Raw genomic sequence first — 14,636 nt, 5'->3', positions numbered from 1 at the left:
GCCGCATGCCGACGAAGCCCCGCACCCGCCTCCTCTACGTGACCGACCTCGCCTACCCCGCGCGCGGCCGCCGCTACTGCGACGAGGACATATTCCTCACCGCCCGCCTGCGCGAGCACTTCGACCTGGCGCTGTGCCACCCGCTGGAGGCGCGGGCCCTCATGCCGGGCTTCGACGCCGTCGTCGTCCGCAACAGCGGCCCGGTCCTCGGCTACCAGCAGGCCTACGACGACTTCCGCGCCGCCGCCCTCGCCGCCGGAACGCCCGTCTACAACCCGCTCACCGGCCGCGCCGACATGGCCGGCAAGCAGTACCTCCTCGACCTCACGGCCGCCGGGTACCCCGTGATCCCCACGGTGGACGACCCGGCGCACCTCCACCGCCTGCCGCGCACCGCCACGTACGCGGTCAAGCCCAAGCAGGGCGCCGACTCCATCGGCCTCACCTTCACCGCCACCCCGTCCGGCCCGGCGGGTGAGGTCCTGATCCAGCCGCGGATCGACTTCGCGTACGAGGTGTCCTTCTACTTCGTCGACGACGCCTTCCAGTACGCCCTGTACGCCCCGGACCCCGCCCGCCGCTGGGAGCTCACCCCGTACGAGCCGACCCCCGGGGACCTGGCCTTCGCCCGCCGCTTCATCGACTGGAACACCCTCGGCCACGGCATCCAGCGCGTGGACGCCTGCCGGGCCCCGTCCGGGGAACTCCTGCTGGTCGAGCTGGAGGACCTCAACCCGTACCTGTCCCTGGACCTCCTCCCGGAACCGGTCCGGGACTCCTTCGTGGCCGCCCTGGTCCGCTCGCTGCGCGCCTTCGCCGACCTCTCCGCCGGCCCCTCCGCCGACCCCTCCTAGAGCCCGCCGGTGCCGTCAGGCGCCCGCCCGGGAGCCCGTGCGGCCGGGAGGGCGGGAGGACGGGATGGCAAGCTTGAAGGATGAACGATGCTGCCCCGGCGCCCACCCCCGCGCCCGCGCCCCGCCGTGCCCGTGTCCGTGCCCCCGAGCTGATCGGCAAGGGGGGCTGGCTGAACACCGGCGGGAAGGACCTCACCCTCGCTGACCTGCGAGGACGCGTAGTGATCTTGGATTTCTGGACGTTCTGCTGCATCAACTGCCTGCACGTCCTCGACGAGCTGCGGGAACTGGAGGAGAAGCACCGGGACACCGTGGTGATCATCGGCGTGCACTCGCCGAAGTTCGTCCACGAGGCCGAGCACGCCGCCGTCGTCGACGCCGTCGAGCGGTACGAGGTGCACCACCCCGTGCTCGACGACCCCGAGCTCGCGACGTGGAAGCAGTACGCCGTGCGGGCCTGGCCCACGCTCGTGGTGATCGACCCCGAGGGGTACGTCGTCGCGCAGCACGCCGGTGAGGGGCACGCGCACGCCATCGCGCGACTCGTCGAGGAGCTGGAGGCCGAGCACGAGGCCAAGGGGACCCTGCGGCGCGGGGACGGGCCCTACGTGGCACCCGAGCCCGTCGCCACCGACCTGCGCTTCCCCGGCAAGGCGCTCGTGCTGCCCTCCGGGAACCTGCTGGTGTCCGACTCCACGCGGCACCAGCTGGTGGAGCTGGAAGCCGACGGGGAGACCGTCGTACGGCGGATCGGCAGCGGCGAACGCGGCTTCGGGCCGGACGCCTTCAGCGAGCCGCAGGGGCTCGCGCTGCTGCCGGACGGGCGGGTCGTGGTCGCCGACACCGTCAACCACGCGCTGCGGGTGTTCGACCCGGAGACGGGCGCCGTCGAGACCGTCGCCGGGACCGGGCGCCAGTGGTGGCAGGGGTCCCCGACCTCCGGGCCGGCGCTGGAGGTGGACCTGTCCTCGCCGTGGGACGTCGCCTGGTGGCAGGGCCGCGTGTGGATCGCCATGGCCGGGGTGCACCAGCTGTGGACCTGGGACCCGGAGACGGGCACCGTCGGGGTCGCCGCCGGGACGACGAACGAGGGGCTCGTCGACGGGCCCGCCGCCGAGGCCTGGTTCGCGCAGCCGTCCGGGCTCGCGGCCGCCGGGGACCGGCTGTGGATCGCCGACTCCGAGACCAGCGCCCTGCGGTACGTGGAGCGTGAGGGGGAGGACGGGTACGCCGTGCGGTCCGCCGTCGGGACCGGGCTGTTCGACTTCGGGCACAGGGACGGCGACGCCGCCCAGGCGCTGCTCCAGCACCCGCTGGGGGTGACCGCGCTGCCGGACGGCTCGGTCGCGGTCTGCGACACGTACAACCACGCCCTGCGGCGCTACGACCCGGCCACCGGGCAGGTGTCCACCCTCGCCACCGACCTGCGCGAGCCCAGCGCCGCCGTGCTGGCCGGCGAGGACATCGTGGTCGTGGAGTCCGCCCGGCACCGGCTGACCCGCCTGCGGCTCCCGGAGGAGGCCGTACGCGTGGACGCGGTCGCCCACCGCACCCAGCGGGCGGCCACCGAGGTGGCCCCCGGCACGCTCCGCCTGGACGTGGTCTTCCAGGCCCCGGCCGGCCAGAAGCTCGACACCCGCTACGGCCCCTCCACCCGGCTGCTGGTCTCCTCGACCCCGCCGGAGCTGCTGGCGGAGGGCGAGGGGGCCGGTACGGACCTGTTCCGGGACCTGGTGCTGAACCCCGCCGTCACCGAAGGGGTGCTGCACGTCTCGGCGATGGCCGCGTCCTGCGACGACAGCTCCGCCGAGGAGGCCAACGAGTACCCGGCCTGCCACGTCCACCAGCAGGACTGGGGCGTCCCGGTCGTGGTCACGGCCGCGGGCGCGGCGCGCCTGCCGCTGGTGCTGGCGGGCATGGACGCCTGACGGGGCGGCCGGGCCTGGAGGGCTGTCGTCAGCCCTCCAGGAACGCCAGCAGGGCGTTCGCGAGGAGGAACGGGTCGTCGGAGCCGCAGAGTTCGCGGGCCGAGTGCATCGACAGGATCGCCACGCCGATGTCCACGGTCTGGATGCCGTGGCGGGCGGCGGTGATCGGGCCGATCGTGGTGCCGCACGGCATGGAGTTGTTGGAGACGAAGGTCTGCCACGGCACCCCGGCCCGCTCGCAGGCGGCCGCGAACACCGCGCGGCCGCTGCCGTCGGTGGCGTAGCGCTGGTTGACGTTGACCTTCAGGATGGGGCCGCCGTTGGCGCGGGGGTGGTGCGAAGGGTCGTGCCGCTCGGAGTAGTTGGGGTGGACCGCGTGCCCGGTGTCCGAGGAGAGGCAGATGGTGCCGGCGAAGGCGCGGGCCTTGTCCTCGTACGTGCCGCCGCGCGAGAAGACTGAACGTTCCAGCACGTTGCCCAGGAGGGGGCCGTCGGCGCCGGTGTCCGACTGGGAGCCGTTCTCCTCGTGGTCGAAGGCCGCCAGCACCGGGATGTGGTCCAGGCCCTCGGAGGTGGAGACCGCGGCGAGGGCCGCGACACCGGCGTGCACCGACAGCAGGTTGTCCATGCGCGGGCCGGCCAGCAGCTCGCGGTCGCGGCCGAGGTAGGCGGGCGGCTCGATCGAGTGGACCATCAGGTCCCAGCCGGCCACCGAGCCCTGCGGCAGGCCCTCTTCCTCCTCCAGGAAGGCGATCAGGTCGCCCTCGCGGGCCTCGCCCAGGCCCCAGATCGGCTGCATGTGCCGCTGCTTGTCGAGCTTGAGCCCGTCGGTGTTGACCGACCGGTCGAGGTGCACGGCGAGCTGCGGGACGCGCAGCAGCGCGCGGTCCACGTTCACCAGGCGCTCGGTGCCGTCGCGCAGGGTCAGCCGCCCCGCGAGGCCGAGGTCGCGGTCGAGCCAGGTGTTGAGCAGGGTCCCGCCGTAGATCTCCACCGCGACCTGGCGCCAGCCCTGCGAGCCCGTGTCCGGTACGGGCTTGACCCGCAGGTTGGGGGAGTCGGTGTGGGCGCCGATGATCCGGAAGGGGGTGTGCGCGGCCGCGCCCTCGGGCACGTACCAGGCGATGAGCGCGCCGCCGCGCAGGACGAACCTGCCCCCCGTGCCCGAGTCCCAGGCGTCCGATTCCGACAGCTGCCTGAAGCCCGCCTTTTCCAGCCGCTCCGCCGCGTTCGCCACTGCGTGGTACGGCGACGGACTGGCCGTCAGGTAGGTCATCAGATCGTCGGTGTGGCCGCGGTCGAAGCGGGCGGGAGAGCTCATGTGGTTCACCTTAACGACGGTCGTGTTCGCCTTGGCCGGACTGCGGCGGATAGCCGAAAGGACGAGGACCGCGGGGGGTTTGCCCCGCGATCCCGTCGTTCTCAGCCCGGCGGACGCTCGAATCTGCGCTGCAGTTGTCTGCGCTCGCCCCGGCGGATGCGCGGGAGCATCTCGGGGGTCTGCGCCGGGCGCTGCGCGCGTCTCTTGCGTCCGGCGCAGAAGATACAGGCCTCGCCCGGAGGGGCATCGGGGTCGATCGGTGCGCCGGGGTGCTCGGAGCATCCCGACGCGTTGCGCGGCCGCGACAGTTCCCGGGCCACGATGAAGGCGCGGTGGAGGTCGTCCGCGATGCGCACGAAGTCCTGGTCGGCGGAGCCGAGCGTGAGGTGGAAGCGCTGCTCGTCGATCACGCGCAGGTAGTGGCGCAGGACGTCGAGGGTGTACGGGGGCTCGGGGACGGGGTACCCGAGGCGCCGCTGCTCGCCTGCGGGGGCGGGGCCCGCGGCCCGGCCGCCCTGGAGGCGCCGGCCGAGGCGGCGGCGGTCGTTGCAGATGAGGCAGCGGCCCCAGCCCTCGGGCGCCTCGGGGTCGAGGGCGCCGTTGGGGTGCTCGGGGCAGCCGGTGTAGCTCTTGGCGGGGGCCAGGCCCGCCGCCGTCTGGAAGGCGACGTACAGGGCGTCGGCCACGGGGTCGTACTCGGCGGGGTGGGCGCCGTCGTAGAGGTCCTTGATCCGGTCGCCGAGCGCGCCCACGTTCGCCTGGAGCTCCTTGAGGGCGTACGGGCGCCCCGTGGGGACGGAATACCCCCTGCTGCCGTGCTGCTCCTGTGGACTCATGTCTACGAGCGTGCCACGAACCACCGACAACGGCCGAAACGGTCCGACAGCAGTGGCCGGACCCCCGACAGGGAGGGTCCGGCCACTGTGCGTACGTACACCGCTGGGGGCGCCCCCAGCGGTAGCTGGGGGAGGCTGGTCGGCGGGGCGCGTTTCCTTAGAAGGCGGCCTCGTCGAGGTCCATGAGGGAGTTGTCGACGGCCTCGGCCAGCGCGCGCTGGACCGAGACGCCCGGCAGGACCTGGCCGGCGAAGAACTTCGCGGCGGCGATCTTGCCGGTGTAGAAGGCGGCGTCCTTCGCGGAGGCGCCCGCCAGCTTCCCGGCGGCCACGGCCGCGCCCTTGAGCAGCAGGTATCCGACGACGACGTCACCGGAGGCCATCAGCAGGCGGGTGGTGTTCTGGCCGACCTTGTAGATGTTCTTGACGTCCTCGCCGGTGGCGGTGAGGTCCACGATCATCTGGCCGACGATGGCCTCCAGGTCCACGGCGGCCTTGGCGAGGGCGTCGCGGGCGGGGGCGAGGTCCTCGCCGCCGGGGCCCTCGGCGAGGAACTTCTTGATCGTCTCGGAGAGGATGTTCAGCGAGGCGCCCTGGTCGCGGACGATCTTCCGGAAGAAGAAGTCCTGGCCCTGGATGGCCGTGGTGCCCTCGTAGAGGGTGTCGATCTTGGCGTCGCGGATGTACTGCTCGATCGGGTACTCCTGCAGGTAGCCGGAGCCGCCGAAGGTCTGCAGGGACTGGGCGAGCTGCTCGTAGGACTTCTCCGAGCCGTAGCCCTTGACGATCGGCAGGAGCAGGTCGTTGAGGCCGATCTCGGCGGAGGCGTCCTCGCCGGCGGCCTGCTTGACGGCGATCTCGTCCTGGACGGAGGCCGTGTAGAGCACCAGGGCGCGCATGCCCTCGGCGTAGGCCTTCTGCGTCATCAGCGAGCGGCGCACGTCGGGGTGGTGCGTGATGGTGACCTTGGGCGCGGACTTGTCCATGAAGTTCGCGAGGTCGGGGCCCTGCACGCGCTCCTTGGCGTACTCCAGGGCGTTCAGGTAGCCCGTCGAGAGCGTCGCGATGGCCTTCGTGCCGACCATCATGCGGGCGAACTCGATGATCATGAACATCTGGCGGATGCCGTCGTGCTTGTCGCCGATCAGCCAGCCCTTGGCGGGGTGCTGGTCGCCGAAGGTCATCTCGCACGTGTTGGAGGCCTTGAGGCCCATCTTGTGCTCGACGTTGGTGGCGTAGACGCCGTTGCGCTCGCCCAGCTCGCCCGTCTCCCAGTCGAAGTGGAACTTCGGGACGAGGAAGAGGGACAGGCCCTTGGTGCCCGGGCCGTGGCCCTCGGGGCGGGCGAGGACGTAGTGGAGGATGTTCTCCTCCATGTCGTGCTCACCGGAGGTGATGAAGCGCTTCACGCCCTCGATGTGCCAGGAGCCGTCCTCCTGCTTCACGGCCTTGGTGCGGCCGGCGCCCACGTCCGAGCCGGCGTCCGGCTCGGTGAGGACCATGGTGGAGCCCCAGCGCTTCTCCACGGCGATCTGCGCGATGCGCTTCTGGGCCTCGTTGCCCTCCTCGTGGAGGACGCCCGCGAAGGCCGGGCCGGAGGAGTACATCCAGATGGCCGGGTTGGAGCCGAGGAGCAGCTCCGCGTAGGCCCAGATGAGCGAGCGGGGCGAGGTGGTGCCGCCGATCTCCTCGGGCAGGCCCAGGCGCCAGTACTCCGAGTCCATGAAGGCCTCGTAGGACTTCTTGAAGGAGGCCGGGACCGGGGCGGTGTTGGTGGCCGGGTCGAAGACCGGCGGGTTGCGGTCGGCGTCCGCGAAGGATTCCGCGAGCTCGTTCTCCGCGAGGCGGGCGATCTCGGACAGGATGCTCTTGGCGGTCTCGGTGTCCATCTCGCCGAACGGGCCGGTGCCGTACAGCTTGTCGCGGCCGAGCACCTCGAAGAGGTTGAACTCGATGTCGCGGAGATTCGACTTGTAGTGCCCCATGGCGACGGCTCCGTTAAGGCTCGGGGAGACAGGTTCCTCGTACATACCAATCGGTAACGTCATGATGCTACCCACCAGTAATAAGAAGCAACCCTTCGTCGGCCACTGTGACCAGCATCAAGCGGGAATCCCTGGAGGGTGCCTGGGGACGGGGGCCGCTCGGTAGGCTTCGGTCCATGTACGGCTACGACCAGAACGTGAGCGCAGGGCAGCAGCAGTACGCCGCCCCGCAGCAGATGGCCGGCGGGTACGGCGAGCAGCCGCTCTACCCCGAGCCCTCGCCGCCGTCGCTCGCCGACGCGGTCCGGGCCTTCACCACCGGGTCGCTGTCCGCCGAGGACTTCCAGCAGATCTTCGCGACGTCGAAGGTCTACTGCCCGCGCGGCGACACCCCGGGATTCCTGGCCCTGCACAACACCCAGCAGCCGGTCATCCCGATGTTCACCACGCTCAAGGAGCTCCGCCGGTACGCCGGCAAGGAGTCCAAGTACTTCGTGATCACCGGCGCCGAGGTGATCGACCTGCTGCCGACCGGGTACGGCTTCGTCCTCGACATGGAGGGCGACCACCGGATGGTGTTCGACGCGAAGGCCGTCGAGCAGATGGTCGACTTCGCGATGCGCCGCATGTATGGCTGACCTGTCGTAGTGGTGCCGGCGCCGGGGGTGGGTGGGCGTTGCTGAGGGTGCACTTCACGGCCGAGGACCTGTTCAACGTCACCTTCGCCGCCGAGCCGTTGCCGCTGCTGGAGCTCGCCATGGCCCTGGTGGCCTGGCAGCGCACCGACGAGCCGGCGGTCTTCGGCCCCTGGCGCCGCCGCGTCTGCCGCGAGCTGCCGGGCCGGGCCCGCCCGCTGCTCGAACTGCTGCGCCCGGACGGCCAGAACCCCCAGTTCGTCGAGCCGTACGCGGCCACCCTGGAGGAGGGGCTGGCGGCCGTCCGCGAGGCGGGCGCGCGGCTCACCGGCGAACAGCTGGCCGCCGCCGCCGCCCGCGCCCCCGACGGCCGCGACTCCTGGCTGCGCGCCCTGTGGGACCAGGACCGCGGGGCCTGGGACCAGTTGGGCGGGGCGATCGGCTCCGCGTACGAGGTGGTAGTGGCCCCGTACTGGCCGCACATCCGGCAGTCCTTCCGGGCGGACGTGGCCTGGCGCACCCGGCTCCTGGCCGCCCACGGCATCAAGGCCTGCCTGGCCGGCATCCACCCGGCGGCCCGCTGGTCGGGCACCGTCCTGGAGGTCGACGGGCCGCCCGGGTACGAGGTGCACCTCGGCGGGCGCGGGCTGCTGCTGATGCCGTCGCCGTTCTGGACGGGCCGGCCGCTGCTCGCGGAGGGCCCCGACGGGCCCGGCGGGCGGCCCCTGCTCCTGTACCCGGCGCTGACGCCCCTGCCGCTGGTGGAGGCGGGCCCTGGCGGGGGCGGGCCGTCGGGGGGAGCGCTGGACGCGCTGCTGGGGCGGACCCGGGCGGCGGTGCTCCGGCTGCTGGTCCAGCAGCGGACCACGAGCGAGCTGGCCCGGGACCTGGACGTCAGCCTCCCGTCGGTCTCGGAGCACACCCGCACCCTGCGCGCGGCGGGGCTGATCACCACCGAGCGGGACGGGAAGGCGGTGCTCCACTCGGTGACGGGCCTGGGCGTGGAACTGCTGCGCAACGGCGGCTGAGAACCGGTGGAGGACCGCTAGAGGTTTCGGCCACCGCCGAAAGGATCGCCGGGGCGGCCCGTCCTCCCGCACCATCGGGAGCGGCGGGGGACCCACGGGGGAGGTCCCCCGCCCGTCTACCTCCGGCCGGCCGCCCGCCGCAGCCGCCACAGGGCGATGCCCGCGGCGGCGACCGCCAGGGCCGTCAGTCCGTACGCGTACAGCAGCGCGGGGTCGGGGCGGTAGGCCAGGGAGAGGCGGATCCCGGCGAAGAAGGGGATGCCGATCAGGCCCCAGCGGCCGTCGTAGTCGATCCCGGACGTCGCCCACTGCAGCAGCAGGGAGGCGAGGAACGTCAGCACCGCCCACGCGCCGAGGTAGGGCCAGGGCGAGCCGGGCAGCGGCTCCATCGGCAGACCGCTGGCCGCCCAGCGGTACACGGCGTACCCGGCGCCGGTCATCAGCGCCGTCATCGCGAGGGCCGGCCCGGTCACGCGCAGCCACGCCGGCGGGCTCCACTGCGGCTCGGGGCCGGGTCCGGTGCCGGGTTCGGGGTCGGGGTCGGTCCGGGGGGTGCTCGTCTCCATGACCCGGTAGACCGAGCCCGCCCTCCCCCTGGTTGTCAGGTACGGGCAAAAAACATGGCCCGAGGCGCAAACGGCCGAAAACGCCCGGCCTCCGCCCCCCGGGGCCGGGTGCGCCCGGCCGGGAATGCTCCGTTCGGGTGAGTTGTTCCGTGCGGTGTGGCAGAAAGTTCGAGTTTCAACTAAACTCGACGCAGAAGGAGGTCCTGACCATGCCCGCAGTGACTGTTGAGAATCCGTTGACGCTTCCGCGCGTGGCCGAGCCCCAGACGGCCGCCGCCCGCAAGGTGCTCGCCGTGACCACGGCTCCGGGGGGATTCGAGGGCGAGGGCTTCCCGGTGCGCCGGGCGTTCGCCGGGATCGACTACCAGTACCTGGACCCGTTCATCATGATGGACCAGATGGGCGAGGTGGAGTACGCGCCGGGCGAGCCGAAGGGCACCCCGTGGCACCCGCACCGCGGCTTCGAGACCGTCACGTACCTGCTCGACGGGACCTTCGTCCACCAGGACAGCAACGGCGGCGGCGGAGTCATCAACGACGGCGACACCCAGTGGATGACCGCCGGTTCGGGTCTCCTGCACATCGAGGCCCCGCCGGAGCACCTCGTCGTCAGCGGCGGGCTCTTCCACGGCCTCCAGCTGTGGGTGAACCTCCCGGCCTCCGACAAGATGATGCCCCCGCGCTACCAGGACATCGGCGGCGGCAAGGTCAAGCTGCTCACCACCCCCGACGGCGGCGCGCTGCTGCGCGTCATCGCCGGTGAGCTGGACGGGCACGAGGGCCCGGGCATCACCCACACCCCCATCACGATGATCCACGCGACCGTCACCCCGGGCGCGCAGCTCACCCTGCCGTGGCGCGAGGACTTCAACGCCCTCGCGTACGTACTGGCCGGGCGCGGAACGGTGGGCACCGACCGCAGGCCGGTCCACACCGGGCAGACGGTCGTCTTCGGCGAGGGCGGTTCCCTCACGGTGCGCGCGGACGAGTCCCAGGACTCCCACACCCCGGACCTGGAGATCGTCCTGCTCGGCGGCCGGCCGATCCGCGAGCCGATGGCGCACTACGGGCCGTTCGTCATGAACACCCGGCACGAACTCCAGCAGGCCTTCGACGACTTCCAGGCGGGCCGGCTGGGCCGGATCCCCACCACTGCCCGGGAGCGCACGGCCTCGGCGGAGCAGCACTCGTAAGGACGGCGGCGCGCCCCGGCGGGTGGCCGGCGCGCGCGGGTCGGCGAGGGCGACGGTTCGGCTCCCGGGGAGCCCTACTCGGTCTCGTCGGCCGGTTTGGAGCGCTCGTACAGCTCGAACCAGATCGACTTGCCCGCGCCCCTGGGGTCCACGCCCCAGGTGTCGGCGAGCATCTCCATCAGCAGTACCCCGCGCCCGCTGGAGGCCATCTCGCCGGGGTGCCGCTTGTGCGGCAGCTCGTCGCTGCCGTCGGCGACCTCCACGCGCAGCCGCCGGGTGCCCAGCTCGCCGGCCGCCTCCGCGACCAGCAGCGCGTCCCCGTCGGTGTGCACCAGCACGTTGGTCACCATCTCGGAGACCATCAGCTCCGCCGAGTCCACCTGCTCCGGGTCCGCCCAGTCGTGCAGCAGCTCCCGGATCTGCCGGCGGGCGCCCGCGATCCGCCCGGGTTCGGCCTGGGCCACCGTCAGCACCGTGCGCCGGGCGGGACGGGCCGGGTGCAGCGGGCCGGTCCCGCAGCCGCAGCCGGCGCCCTCGCGGCAGAGCAGCACCACGGCTATGTCGTCCTCGCGGCGGTCGGCGAGCGGCCCGGTGGTGTGGTGCGAGGAGGGCCCGTGCACGGCCTGGACCAGCAGGTCGGCGAGGCGCTCCAGGTGCCCGGCGGTGAGCCCGGCTGCGGCGTCCGTGCCGCCGTCCCCGCCGGGCCCGTACGTCTCGGCGTCGGCCTCCAGGATCGCCCGCAGCCGGGCCCAGCCGGTGTCGAGGTCGTGCCCGCCGGTCTCGATGAGCCCGTCGGTGCACAGCATCATCGTCTCGCCGGGTTCCAGGGTGAACCGGGTCGTCGGGTAGTCGGTGTCGGGGACGATCCCGAGCGGGAGGCCGCCGGCGGTCGGCCGCATCAGGACGGTGCCGTCCGTCATCCGGACCGCCGGGTCGGGGTGCCCGGCGCGGGCCACCTCCAGCGTGCCGGTCCGGGGATCGCACTCCACGTACAGGCAGGTCGCGAAGCGGGGGCTGAGGTAGTCGGACTCGCCGCCGGGGCCGCGTCCGCCGGCCCCCGCCCCGGCTTCCTCCTCCTGGGAGGAGCAGAGGCCGGCGAGGAAGCGGGAGGCCCGGGAGAGCACCGCGTCGGGCCGGTGGCCCTCGGACGCGTACGCCCGTACGGCGATCCGCAGCTGGCCCATCAGGCCGGCGGCCCGTACGTCGTGCCCCTGGACGTCGCCGATGACCAGCGCGAACCGTCCCGAGGGCAGCGGGATCATGTCGTACCAGTCGCCGCCGACCTGGAGCCCGCCGCCGGTGGGGACGTAGCGCGCGGCGATGGTCATGCCGGGGATCTCGGGCCCGAGCTGCGGCATCATCGACCGCTGGAGTCCGGTGGTGAGCTCGCGCTCGGACTCCGCGACGCCGGCCCGCTGGAGGGCCTGCGCCAGCATCCGGGCGACCGTCGTCAGCACGGACCGCTCGTCGGGCGAGAAGGTCACCGGCTGTTTGAAGGCGGCCATCCAGGCCCCCATGGTCCGCCCGGCCACGATCAGCGGGAGGAAGGCCCAGGAGGCCCGGCCGAAGGGCTCGGCCAGCGGCCAGGTGACGGGGAAGCGCCGCTCGTAGTCCTCCGGGGTGGGCAGGTAGATCGCCCTGCCGGTGCGGACGACCTCCGCGGCCGGATAGGCGGTGTCCAGCACCATGTCCGTGAAGGGGGCCTCGTCGCCGGGGGCGTGCCCGTGGTGGCCGATGACCGACAGCTTCTCGCCCGCCACCCCGAACACCGCCAGCCCGTCGGGGCTGAAGCCCGGCATGGACAGCGAGGCCGCCACCCGCAGCACCTCGGCCGTGGACCGGGCCTCGGCGAGCGCCCGGCCGGCGTCGAGCAGGAAGGCCTCGCGGGAGCGCCGCCAGTCGCCGGTGATGGGGGTGTGGACGGCGGTGGTGCCGGGCTGCGGCTCGGCGATCTCCTGGATGGTGCCGATCAGCTCGTAGTCGACGCGGCCGTCGGCCGACCGGTTCTCCAGGGGTTTGGAGCGGCTGCGCACGGTGCGCAGCACGCGCCCGTCCTCGTCCATGATCCGCAGCCGGGCCTCGGCGAGGGTGCCCTCGGCGACGGCGAGGTTGACGATGCCGTTGATCTCGTTCCAGTCGACCGGGTGGAAGCGCGAGCGCACCGCCACCTCGGGCAGGACCACGGGCTCGGCGGGCAGGCCGAGCAGCCGGGCGGCCTCGCCGTCGAGGGCGACCGTCCCGGAGGCGTTGTCCCATCGCCACAGGCCCGTCGCGATGGCGGCCAGGACGTCCTCGGTGCGCACCCGGTCATCTTTACAGGTGATCCCGTCGGCCTGCCTGTTCGGGAGCCTGCCCGGGCACGCCCGCGCGGTGCCCCGCCCGGACGGTAACCTTGGGACGGTTGAATCCACCCTGGTATCGCGTAGAACTGGATGACTGATGCATCGGTACAGGTCCCACACGTGCGGCGAGCTCCGTGCCTCTGACGTCGGCACCGACGTCCGGCTGAGCGGCTGGCTGCACAATCGTCGAGACCTGGGCGGCATCCTCTTCATCGATCTGCGCGACCACTACGGCATCACGCAGCTCGTCGCCCGCCCCGGCACCGCGGCCGCCGACGTCCTGGACAAGCTGTCCAAGGAGACGGTCGTCCGGATCGACGGCAAGGTCGTCTCCCGTGGCGCCGACAACGTGAACCCCGACCTGCCGACCGGCGAGATCGAGATCGAGGCCGCCGAGGTCGAGGTGCTCGGCGCGGCCGCCCCGCTGCCCTTCACGATCAACACCGACGACGGTGTGAACGAGGAGCGCCGCCTGGAGTACCGCTTCCTCGACCTGCGCCGCGAGCGCATGCACCGCAACATCATGCTGCGCTCGGCGGTCATCGCCTCCATCCGCTCGAAGATGGTGACCCTCGGCTTCAACGAGATGGCGACCCCGATCCTCACCGCGACCTCCCCCGAGGGCGCCCGTGACTTCGTCGTGCCGTCCCGTCTGAACCCGGGCAAGTTCTACGCCCTGCCGCAGGCCCCGCAGCAGTTCAAGCAGCTGCTGATGATCTCGGGCTTCGACCGGTACTTCCAGATCGCGCCCTGCTTCCGTGACGAGGACGCCCGCGCGGACCGTTCGCCGGGCGAGTTCTACCAGCTCGACGTGGAGATGTCCTTCGTCGAGCAGGAGGACGTGTTCCAGCCGATCGAGAAGCTGATGACCGAGCTCTTCACCGAGTTCGGCGGCGGCCGCCCGGTCACCTCGCCGTTCCCGCGGATCCCGTTCCGCGAGTCGATGCTGAAGTACGGCAACGACAAGCCCGACCTGCGCGCCAAGCTGGAGCTCGTCGACATCACCGACGTGTTCGAGGGCTCGGAGTTCAAGGCGTTCGCCGGCAAGCACGTGCGTGCGCTGGCCGTCCCGGACACCGCCGCGCAGCCGCGCAAGTTCTTCGACGGCCTCGGCGAGTACGCGATTTCGCTGGGCGCCAAGGGCCTGGCGTGGGTCCGCGTCGGCGAGGACGGCTCTCTGACCGGCCCGATCGCCAAGTTCCTCACCGAGGAGAACGTCAAGGTCCTCACCGAGCGTCTGGGCCTGGCGGCCGGGCACGCGGTGTTCTTCGGCGCGGGCGAGTTCGACGAGGTCTCCAAGATCATGTCCGGCGTCCGCGTCGAGGCGGCCAAGCGCGCGGGCCAGTTCGAGGAGAACGTCTTCCGCTTCTGCTGGATCGTCGACTTCCCGATGTACGAGAAGGACGAGGAGACCGGCAAGATCGACTTCTCCCACAACCCGTTCTCCATGCCGCAGGGCGGCATGAAGGACCTGGAGGAGAAGGACCCGCTCGACATCCTGGCCTGGCAGTACGACATCGTCTGCAACGGCATCGAGCTGTCCTCCGGCGCCATCCGCAACCACGAGCCCGAGGTCATGCTGAAGGCCTTCGAGATCGCCGGTTACGAGGCCGAGACCGTCGAGCGCGAGTTCGCGGGCATGCTGCGCGCGTTCCGCCTCGGCGCCCCGCCGCACGGTGGCATCGCCCCGGGTGTGGACCGCATCGTGATGCTGCTGGCCGACGAGCCGAACATCCGCGAGACCATCGCCTTCCCGCTGAACGGCAACGCCCAGGACCTGATGATGGGCGCGCCCACGGTGCTGGAGGAGTCCCGCCTGCGCGAGCTGAACATCGCCCTGCGCAAGCCGGTCGAGACGAAGGCCGCGGACGCCAAGCCGGTCGCGGAGGCCGTCCACCCGGACGCCGCGCGCTAGTCGCCGCCGCTCCTGTAGCGGGAAGGGCCCGGGA

At 72.2% G+C, this 14,636-nt stretch carries 11 protein-coding genes; 6 read left to right on the top strand and 5 right to left on the bottom strand.

What is annotated here, in order from left to right; translation table 11 throughout:
- Positions 1 to 5: 5 nt before the first annotated feature.
- Positions 6 to 854, top strand: coding sequence for an ATP-grasp domain-containing protein (locus ACZ518_RS16935; protein ID WP_469113803.1), 849 nt, complete (start codon positions 6 to 8; stop codon positions 852 to 854).
- Between the two features lie 80 nt (positions 855 to 934).
- Positions 935 to 2,782 (top strand): NHL domain-containing thioredoxin family protein, encoded by a 1,848-nt coding sequence (locus tag ACZ518_RS16930; protein WP_469113802.1) that lies wholly within the window; start codon positions 935 to 937, stop codon positions 2,780 to 2,782.
- Between the two features lie 28 nt (positions 2,783 to 2,810).
- Here the strand turns inward: ACZ518_RS16930 and ACZ518_RS16925 are convergent, their stop codons facing one another.
- From ACZ518_RS16925 to ACZ518_RS16915, 3 genes are all read right to left on the bottom strand, one after another.
- A complete protein-coding gene (locus ACZ518_RS16925; RefSeq protein ID WP_469113801.1) occupies positions 2,811 to 4,103 on the bottom strand; it encodes a M18 family aminopeptidase in 1,293 nt (430 codons plus the stop codon).
- A 101-nt stretch (positions 4,104 to 4,204) separates the two neighbouring features.
- Entirely contained in the window at positions 4,205 to 4,939 is a 735-nt protein-coding gene (locus ACZ518_RS16920; RefSeq protein WP_469113800.1) for a hypothetical protein, read from the bottom strand.
- A gap of 157 nt (positions 4,940 to 5,096) precedes the next feature.
- The gene (locus ACZ518_RS16915; RefSeq protein WP_469113799.1) at positions 5,097 to 6,923 is read right to left on the bottom strand and encodes an acyl-CoA dehydrogenase; all 1,827 of its coding nucleotides are present in this window, start codon (positions 6,921 to 6,923) and stop codon (positions 5,097 to 5,099) included.
- 176 nt (positions 6,924 to 7,099) lie between these two features.
- Between ACZ518_RS16915 and ACZ518_RS16910 the strand changes: the two genes are divergently transcribed.
- Together ACZ518_RS16910 and ACZ518_RS16905 are read left to right on the top strand one after the other, a co-directional pair.
- Positions 7,100 to 7,561 (top strand): SseB family protein, encoded by a 462-nt coding sequence (locus ACZ518_RS16910; protein WP_007265129.1) that lies wholly within the window; start codon positions 7,100 to 7,102, stop codon positions 7,559 to 7,561.
- 47 nt (positions 7,562 to 7,608) lie between these two features.
- Positions 7,609 to 8,586, top strand: coding sequence for an ArsR/SmtB family transcription factor (locus ACZ518_RS16905; protein WP_469114011.1), 978 nt, complete (start codon positions 7,609 to 7,611; stop codon positions 8,584 to 8,586).
- A 116-nt stretch (positions 8,587 to 8,702) separates the two neighbouring features.
- Here ACZ518_RS16905 and ACZ518_RS16900 read toward each other — a convergent pair whose 3' ends face one another.
- Positions 8,703 to 9,152 carry a hypothetical protein gene (locus ACZ518_RS16900; RefSeq protein WP_469113798.1) on the bottom strand — a complete coding sequence of 150 codons (450 nt, stop codon included), beginning with the start codon at positions 9,150 to 9,152 and terminating at the stop codon, positions 8,703 to 8,705.
- Positions 9,153 to 9,361: 209 nt separating this feature from the next.
- Here ACZ518_RS16900 and ACZ518_RS16895 point away from each other — a divergent pair, with 209 nt between their 5' ends.
- Positions 9,362 to 10,345, top strand: coding sequence for a pirin family protein (locus ACZ518_RS16895; protein WP_469113797.1), 984 nt, complete (start codon positions 9,362 to 9,364; stop codon positions 10,343 to 10,345).
- A gap of 74 nt (positions 10,346 to 10,419) precedes the next feature.
- Here the strand turns inward: ACZ518_RS16895 and ACZ518_RS16890 are convergent, their stop codons facing one another.
- Positions 10,420 to 12,648, bottom strand: coding sequence for a SpoIIE family protein phosphatase (locus ACZ518_RS16890; protein WP_469113796.1), 2,229 nt, complete (start codon positions 12,646 to 12,648; stop codon positions 10,420 to 10,422).
- Between the two features lie 136 nt (positions 12,649 to 12,784).
- Here ACZ518_RS16890 and aspS point away from each other — a divergent pair, with 136 nt between their 5' ends.
- A complete protein-coding gene (aspS, locus tag ACZ518_RS16885; RefSeq protein ID WP_469113795.1) occupies positions 12,785 to 14,602 on the top strand; it encodes an aspartate--tRNA ligase in 1,818 nt (605 codons plus the stop codon).
- Positions 14,603 to 14,636 lie beyond the last annotated feature (34 nt).

This window comes from Streptomyces sp. NPDC033966 (assembly GCF_055575955.1).
The sequence above is the reverse complement of the archived record's forward strand: the minus strand, read 5'-3'. Positions and strand labels throughout refer to the sequence as shown.